General features: G+C 39.9%; 7 protein-coding genes. 4 read left to right on the top strand and 3 right to left on the bottom strand.

The window, feature by feature from the left end; genetic code table 11:
* Positions 1–393: 393 nt before the first annotated feature.
* Positions 394–969, top strand: a complete 576-nt coding sequence (locus tag GVJ38_RS14345; protein WP_235032884.1) for a helix-turn-helix domain-containing protein — start codon at positions 394–396, stop codon at positions 967–969.
* A 159-nt stretch (positions 970–1,128) separates the two neighbouring features.
* On the top strand, positions 1,129–2,445 hold the full coding sequence (locus tag GVJ38_RS11525; RefSeq protein ID WP_159723300.1) for an ISL3 family transposase: 1,317 nt from the start codon (positions 1,129–1,131) through the stop codon (positions 2,443–2,445).
* Between the two features lie 131 nt (positions 2,446–2,576).
* On the opposite strand, the gene rpsI is transcribed toward GVJ38_RS11525, so the two are convergent.
* Together rpsI and rplM are read right to left on the bottom strand one after the other, a co-directional pair.
* Entirely contained in the window at positions 2,577–2,969 is a 393-nt protein-coding gene (gene rpsI, locus GVJ38_RS11520; RefSeq protein WP_159723299.1) for a 30S ribosomal protein S9, read from the bottom strand.
* Between the two features lie 15 nt (positions 2,970–2,984).
* Positions 2,985–3,431 (bottom strand): 50S ribosomal protein L13, encoded by a 447-nt coding sequence (rplM, locus tag GVJ38_RS11515; protein ID WP_327785598.1) that lies wholly within the window; start codon positions 3,429–3,431, stop codon positions 2,985–2,987.
* A gap of 348 nt (positions 3,432–3,779) precedes the next feature.
* Between rplM and GVJ38_RS11510 the strand changes: the two genes are divergently transcribed.
* Both GVJ38_RS11510 and argH read left to right on the top strand, forming a co-directional pair.
* The gene (locus tag GVJ38_RS11510; RefSeq protein ID WP_159723298.1) at positions 3,780–5,000 is read left to right on the top strand and encodes an argininosuccinate synthase; all 1,221 of its coding nucleotides are present in this window, start codon (positions 3,780–3,782) and stop codon (positions 4,998–5,000) included.
* 369 nt (positions 5,001–5,369) lie between these two features.
* On the top strand, positions 5,370–6,755 hold the full coding sequence (argH, locus tag GVJ38_RS11505) for an argininosuccinate lyase (RefSeq protein ID WP_159723297.1): 1,386 nt from the start codon (positions 5,370–5,372) through the stop codon (positions 6,753–6,755).
* Between the two features lie 91 nt (positions 6,756–6,846).
* Here argH and GVJ38_RS11500 read toward each other — a convergent pair whose 3' ends face one another.
* The gene (locus GVJ38_RS11500) at positions 6,847–7,215 is read right to left on the bottom strand and encodes a MoaF-related domain-containing protein (protein WP_159723296.1); all 369 of its coding nucleotides are present in this window, start codon (positions 7,213–7,215) and stop codon (positions 6,847–6,849) included.
* Positions 7,216–7,231 lie beyond the last annotated feature (16 nt).

Below are 7,231 nucleotides of genomic sequence, written 5' to 3'. Positions count from 1 at the left end.
AAGTTCGTCTGTTGTAAGATGGGTATAGGTCATTTGTACTCACTCCTTATAATTCTTTGGTCGGAACTATTTTGAGTGTAGCACAAGTGACTTTTTTAGTTGTCTAGCTTAATTTTACAATCGGCGTTCTCAAAGGTTCTCCAAATAATCTGTCACTTGTTTTTCTCATTTTTATTCCTTCTTTCACATTTATATTTAGTAAATAACTATCACTTATAAAAGTCACATATTTATACTATCTAACTTCTATTTAAGATATAATTACTTACAACGTCAGTATGGAAATTTCTTCCTAAAATGACAAGCAAGAATTTCTTGCGCACTGTCAAATCAAGCTTTCTTGAATAAATTATTTTTTTTGTACTATCATATTAGTGAAAGGGGAAATGAAGAATGTTTGCACAAATACTAAAAGATCGGAGAACTGAATTAGGAATTACCCAACAGGATATGGCAGAAAGATTGTTCGTTACACGACAAACTATTTCTAATTGGGAAAACGGGAAAAACTTTCCAGATATCCCCACGCTCATATCTCTCAGTGAAAACTATTCTTTATCCCTTGACTATATGTTAAAAGGAGATTCTGAGTACATGAAAAAAGTAGAAGATGATTATAAACTAATCAAGAAGAAAAAGACAGAACGAGTTGCTAGTTATATCACAGCTATATCTCTGGTGCTAATTGTGGCATTTTGTTTATCTGATATATTTTTTAAAGAGAAGATAAATGAAAACATATTAGCTACTATTGTTATTCTTATTTGTATTCCACTTATTATTTCTAGTTATATTCTTTACAAATCATTTTATAAAAAAGAAGATGACGCACCACAACCATTTTTTATTCCTAAAGCTTACGGTCCAGGATTAACAATAAATCCAAATCATCCTATCGGAAAAATAGTTTGGTTGGGAATCGGCTTAGGAATATTGATTTTACTTTTTTATACAATATTAAATATTTAATGAATATACGACAAAGCCTTAGCCACATACTTTTAGTTCTATGATATTTAGTGTTGTTACTCGAATGAGTAGGAACACTAAATATCTTTTTTTATGACAAAAAGACACTTGGTTCCTCTATAATTAAATCGCCAAACCCAATTATAGGAGGAAAAACAAGTGTCCATCAATAAGAATATCAGACATGCAGACAAAAACTTAGATCAATCCATCAAATTACTACTTAATATCAAAGACTCCCACATTTCTTTTTCAAAAGAGGCTGTCGCTAAACGAAAAGTAAGAGGCCATATGGCAACTGTCTTTACGGGTTTCTTATCTTATGATCCACCAAGATGTCCTCATTGTGGATTGACTTCCGTCAATCGTCACTCGTTCAAAAAGACTATGATTCAATTACTTCCTTACCAAGAGGTTCCGACTTACTTAGAATTGTACAAGCAGCGGTTTTATTGTAAAGATTGCCATCATACTTTTACGGCGGAAACCTATTATGTTCAGAAACATTGTTCAATCGCACAATCCTTAAAGTTTGCGATTGCCGTTGATTTAAAGAAAAAAATCTCGATGAAAGAGATTGCGAAGCGCTACTATGTCTCAACGAAAACCGTTGAACGCGTCTTAGACGCTTTTTTCGTTGAGACGCGTTTAAAGCTTAACTATTTACCTAAACATCTGCTGATTGACGAATTCAAAGGCACAAAAGATTGTCCAGGGGCGATGTGTTTTATTATCAGCGACGCGGATACTGGAAAGATTTTTGATATTCTAGATGATCGTCGGAATTTCAAACTAAAGGCCTATTTCATGCGTTTCACTTGGAAAGCCCGCAAACAAGTTCGCCATGTTGTGATGGATATGAATGCCGCTTATGACAAGGTTATTAAGGAGGTCTTTCCTAAAGCCATGATCTCAATTGACCGGTTTCACATCATCCAACAATTGACTAGAGCATTGAATAAACAGCGCATCCAAGCCATGAAACGTCTGAATAAAAATAATGCGCAAGCTAGGAAAGACTATCGGAAATTTAAGAAGTACTGGCGGACCATCCTGAAAAAGAATGCCAAGCTCAATTATACTTCGCGTAAACAGTTTCCGCTTTTTCAAAAGAAGTACTTGGTGGAGTCTGAGGTCGTGGATTATTTACTCTCGATCGATTCTGACTTGCGTGTCTGCTATGAAGTCTATCAGGATCTTTTGATTACATTTGATGCGAAAGATTTCAAAATCTTTTTTGAATTAATTGAGACGCTTCCTGCAACACTTCCAACCGAGTTCAAAAAATCAGTCAAGTACTTAACGAAGCATAAAAAAGCCGTCATCAATTCTCTTCAATACCCGTATTCAAACGGGAAACTTGAAGGGAAAAATAATCTGATCAAAGTCATTAAACGGATCGCTTTTGGATTTAGAACGTTCCGTCATTTGCGCCGGAGAGTCATGGTTCAACAGAGTCTATTTACGATTATTTGATAACATCAAAAAAGGAAACGCCGAAACGTTTCCTTTCCTGATTTAATTCTGAACAACACTATTTGCAAAGAGCCAAAAAAAGACACTCTCCAAAATTGAAAAGTGTCTTGAATGTCGATATATAAAATATATTAACGTTTTGAGAACTGGCTCGCTTTACGCGCTTTCTTAAGACCTGGTTTTTTACGTTCAACCATCCGTGAATCACGAGTAAGTAATCCTGCGCGTTTTAATGGTGTACGGAAGTCAGGATCTACTTCTAGTAAAGCCCGAGCGATACCGTGACGGATAGCGCCGGCTTGACCTGCATAGCCCCCGCCATCTACGTTTACGAATACGTCATATGAACCAGCAGTTTCAGTTACGCCAAATGGTTGGTTGATAACTAAACGCAAGTCAGCATGTGGGATATATTCTTCAACGTCTTTTTTGTTTACAGTAATTTTACCAGTACCAGGTACTAAACGTACGCGGGCAACTGCATTTTTACGACGGCCTGTGCCGCTATATTGAACTTGTGCCAATGAATTTCCCTCCTATTAGATTAAGTTTGTGATATCTAGTACTTCTGGTTGTTGTGCTGCATGTGGATGTTCTGCTCCACCGTATACGTGAAGTTTCATGCCTTGTGCACGGCCTAAAGTGTTTTTAGGTAACATGCCTTTAACAGAAGTTTCGATCAAACGGCGAGAATTTTTAGCACGCAGTTCACCAGCAGAGACTTGTTTCAATCCACCTGGATACATTGAGTGACGGTAATAAATCTTGTCAGATGCTTTCTTACCTGTCAGTTTGATTTTATCTGCATTAATTACGATTACAAAATCACCAGTGTCTACATGTGGTGTGAATGTTGGTTTATTTTTACCACGTAGTACAGAAGCAACAACTGTTGAAAGACGTCCTAATGGAACATCTGTTGCGTCTACTACGTACCATTTACGTTCTACTTCGCCTGGCTTAGCCATATATGTTGTACGCACGATTTCTTCCTCCAATTTAAGTTTCGAATGTTTGACAAACACTTGAGTTTCCGGGGCTCTCGTGGGGCAAACAATACCATTTACCATAATACTTCCTCAATGTGCATCTGTCAATCTTTTTCTGAATTAAATCCAAAGAAAGCATCTTGAATCTCATGATATTTTTCTAATTTATCTAGCACATCCCCTCGTTACTCTTTCTCATTCAAATGTATAAACAAACAAAAATATAAAATTATTTTGCATAAATATTTACAAAATGCTTGCTTTTTGTATTTTACGGTGCTAAGATAGCCTCAAGTTAGAAATGAGAGTTGCATGAATCCAATCAAATACAAGGGAGTTTTGAGGATGACAAAAGAAAAAGTAATTTTAGCTTATTCAGGTGGTTTAGATACTTCCGTTTCCATTAAATGGCTGACTGATGAAGGCTACGATGTCGTAGCTTGCTGTTTAGATATTGGTGAAGGTCGGGACACCGCCTTCATTAAAGAAAAAGCGTTGCAAGTTGGCGCAATCGAATCTTACGCCATCGATGCACGCGAAGAGTTCGCTCAAGAATTTGTGTTAGTTGCGTTACAAGGCAATACGTATTATGAAAATTCTTATCCGTTAGTCTCCGCCTTATCACGGCCTTTGATCTCAAAAAAATTAGTTGAATTAGCCCATCAAACGGGGGCGACCACTATCGCTCATGGTTGTACTGGTAAAGGTAATGACCAAGTGCGGTTTGAAGTTTCCATCGCAGCGCTTGATCCAAATCTTAAGATCATCGCCCCAGTGCGGGAATGGAAATGGTCACGGGAAGAAGAGATCAACTACGCAGCTGAAAAAGGCGTGCCGATCCCCGCTGATTTAGATAATCCGTATTCAATCGATCAAAACTTATGGGGCCGGGCATGTGAATGCGGCGTCTTAGAAGATCCTTGGGCAACTCCGCCAAAAGGAGCCTATGCGATCACCGCTGAATTAGAAGATACGCCTGACACACCTGACATGGTAGAGATCGAATTTAATAAAGGTGTCCCCGTTGCGTTAAATGGCACACCGATGCCGCTTGCGAAATTGATCATGGAATTAAATACGATTGCCGGTAAACACGGGATCGGCCGAATCGACCACATCGAAAACCGGCTCGTAGGGATCAAATCTCGAGAAGTTTATGAATGTCCTGGAGCTGAAGTCTTGTTGACGGCCCATAAAGAGTTGGAAGATTTGACTTTCGTGCGGGAGATGGCACATTTGAAACCAATGATCGAACAACAATTGAGCCAGATCATTTATGATGGTCTGTGGTTCAATCCAGCAACTGAAGCTTTGATCGCTTTTGTCAAACAATCGCAAGCTGTCGTAAACGGGACGTTGCGGGTGAAATTGTTCAAAGGTAACGTGATCGTCGAAGGTCGGAAATCAACCAATAGTTTATATGATGAAAACTTAGCGACTTACACATCTGCTGATACATTTGATCAAGCAGCAGCGGTTGGTTTTATTAAACTATGGGGCTTGCCAACTAAAGTAAACGCAGAGATCCAAGCTAAAGTTGCTAAACAGGAGCAACCGACAGCTTAATAAAAAATTGGATGCGTGCAACGTGAACGGATGTGAGGTAGCTTTTACTTGCCGGTAAATAAGGCTATCCAGTTCACATCTTGCCATTGCTCTTCGGTGAGTTTCTTTTCCTCGGAAGGAAATAAGGAAACCAGCAATACTTCATCATCCTGAGGTGTCTGTATCAGGCACCTCCTCCCTTAGCCCACGCGGTGATGAGCCAAAACAGTGAGTTTGGTTACACCTTTTGGCGAACAAGCTGGAACAGTGAGTCCAGCTACGCCACTAGCCGGAGTTTTCTCCGGCTATTTTTATTTGATAGTTACAATTGGACTGACTGTAATGTTCAGTTTTTGAAAAGACAGGAAAAAAATCGATGAGGTGATTTTGATGGCAAAACTTTGGGGCGGCCGGTTCGACGGCAAAAATGAAGCGTGGATCGATGCGTTTGGTGCGTCGATCCCATTTGATTATCAGTTAGCTAAACAAGATATCATAGGCAGTTTAGCTCATGTGAAAATGCTTGGTAAAACGGGAATTATCAAGGAAAGTGAAGCAGCGGAAATCAGTGCAGGGTTGAAGACACTAGCGGAAAAATTAGCCGCAGGAGAATTAAATTTTACGATCGAAAATGAAGATATCCATTTGAATTTGGAAAAAATGTTGACCGATGAGATCGGCCCAGTTGCTGGCAAACTACATACGGCGCGTAGCCGGAATGATCAAGTCGCAACGGATATGCATTTATATTTGAAAGAGCAAGTTTTTGAAGTTATCGCTCACATCAAAAATTTCCGGCAAGTATTAGTCAAACAAGCGGAAAAACACGTGGAGACCATCATGCCCGGCTATACGCATTTGCAGCATGCCCAGCCAATCTCATTTGGTCATCATTTGCTCGCTTATTATGGGATGTTGTCGCGGGATCAAGCGCGCTTTGAAGAAAGCATCAAGCGGATCGACTTATCTCCTTTAGGCAGTGCTGCTTTAGCGGGAACGACTTTCCCCATCGATCGGCAAATGACCGCAGATGAGTTAGGTTTTGCTGATCTGTATCACAATAGTTTAGATGGTGTCAGTGATCGGGATTTTATTTTAGAATTTTTGAGTAACAGCTCAATTTTGATGATGCATTTGTCACGGTTTTGTGAAGAGATCATTTTATGGTGTAGCCATGAATTTAAATTCGTGGAATTGACGGATACTTTCTCAACTGGCAGCTCGATCATGCCGCAAAAGAAAAATCCGGACATGGCAGAATTGATTCGGGGTAAAACAGGACGGGTCTTTGGTGATCTGATGGGACTGTTGACTGTGATGAAAGGTTTGCCATTAGCGTATAATAAAGATCTGCAAGAAGATAAAGAAGGCATGTTTGATACCGTCCATACCGTTTTGACGAGTTTAGAGATCATGGCCGGCATGATAGACACGATGCAAGTCAACGCAAGTCATATGGCAGAGTCAACGGAAAAAGATTTTTCCAATGCCACTGAGTTAGCTGATTATTTAGCCGCAAAAGGTATCCCCTTCAGAAAAGCGCACGAGATCGTTGGTAAATTAGTCTTGGCTTGTACCCAAAAAGGAATCTACTTACAAGATGTGCCCCTTTCGGAATACCAAGCGATCACCCCGCTGATCCAAAACGATATTTACGACACACTAGCTTCAAAAACGGCGGTCATTCGGCGGCATTCGTTAGGCGGTACCGGCTTTGATCAAGTGCTGGCCCAGATCCAAAAGGCCAAACAAGAACTAGCCACCCCTGAAAAATAACTAGTTGTAAAAAAACAAACCTGACCCGATAGCGCGCAGCTATTGGATCAGGTTTGTTTTGGGTTAGTAAGCTAAACGCTGCTGAATTTTGCTAGCCTGCTAGCGAGGTTTTGTCGGGCTCACCATTTTCTAAAATAAACTGGAATGGTCCTTCATGAAGGAACGGTCGGCGCCCACCGCGATAGTTTTCATCGGTAAAGGTCATAAAACTTTTTACATATTGATTGGCTACATCTAGTGTGTAAGAGACACACAGCCCTGATTCTTCTACCCAATCGATCGATAAAATATCACCTGGATACGACACCACATAGATCGTCTCCACTGCTGTAGCCCCGGCATCTTCTTTACCGGTGGAAGTCCAGCGCATTTGATTATCCGGTAAAAAATCAAGTCGAAATTGTAAGCCTGAATCAAATTGAACCGTCGCGATCTTACCTTCTAATGGATTTTTTTTCATTGACATCACCTGCTTT

Origin of the sequence: Enterococcus sp. CSURQ0835, from assembly GCF_902706605.1 — a bacterium.
Classification (GTDB): domain Bacteria; phylum Bacillota; class Bacilli; order Lactobacillales; family Enterococcaceae; genus Enterococcus_A.
The sequence above is the reverse complement of the archived record's forward strand: the minus strand, read 5'-3'. Positions and strand labels throughout refer to the sequence as shown.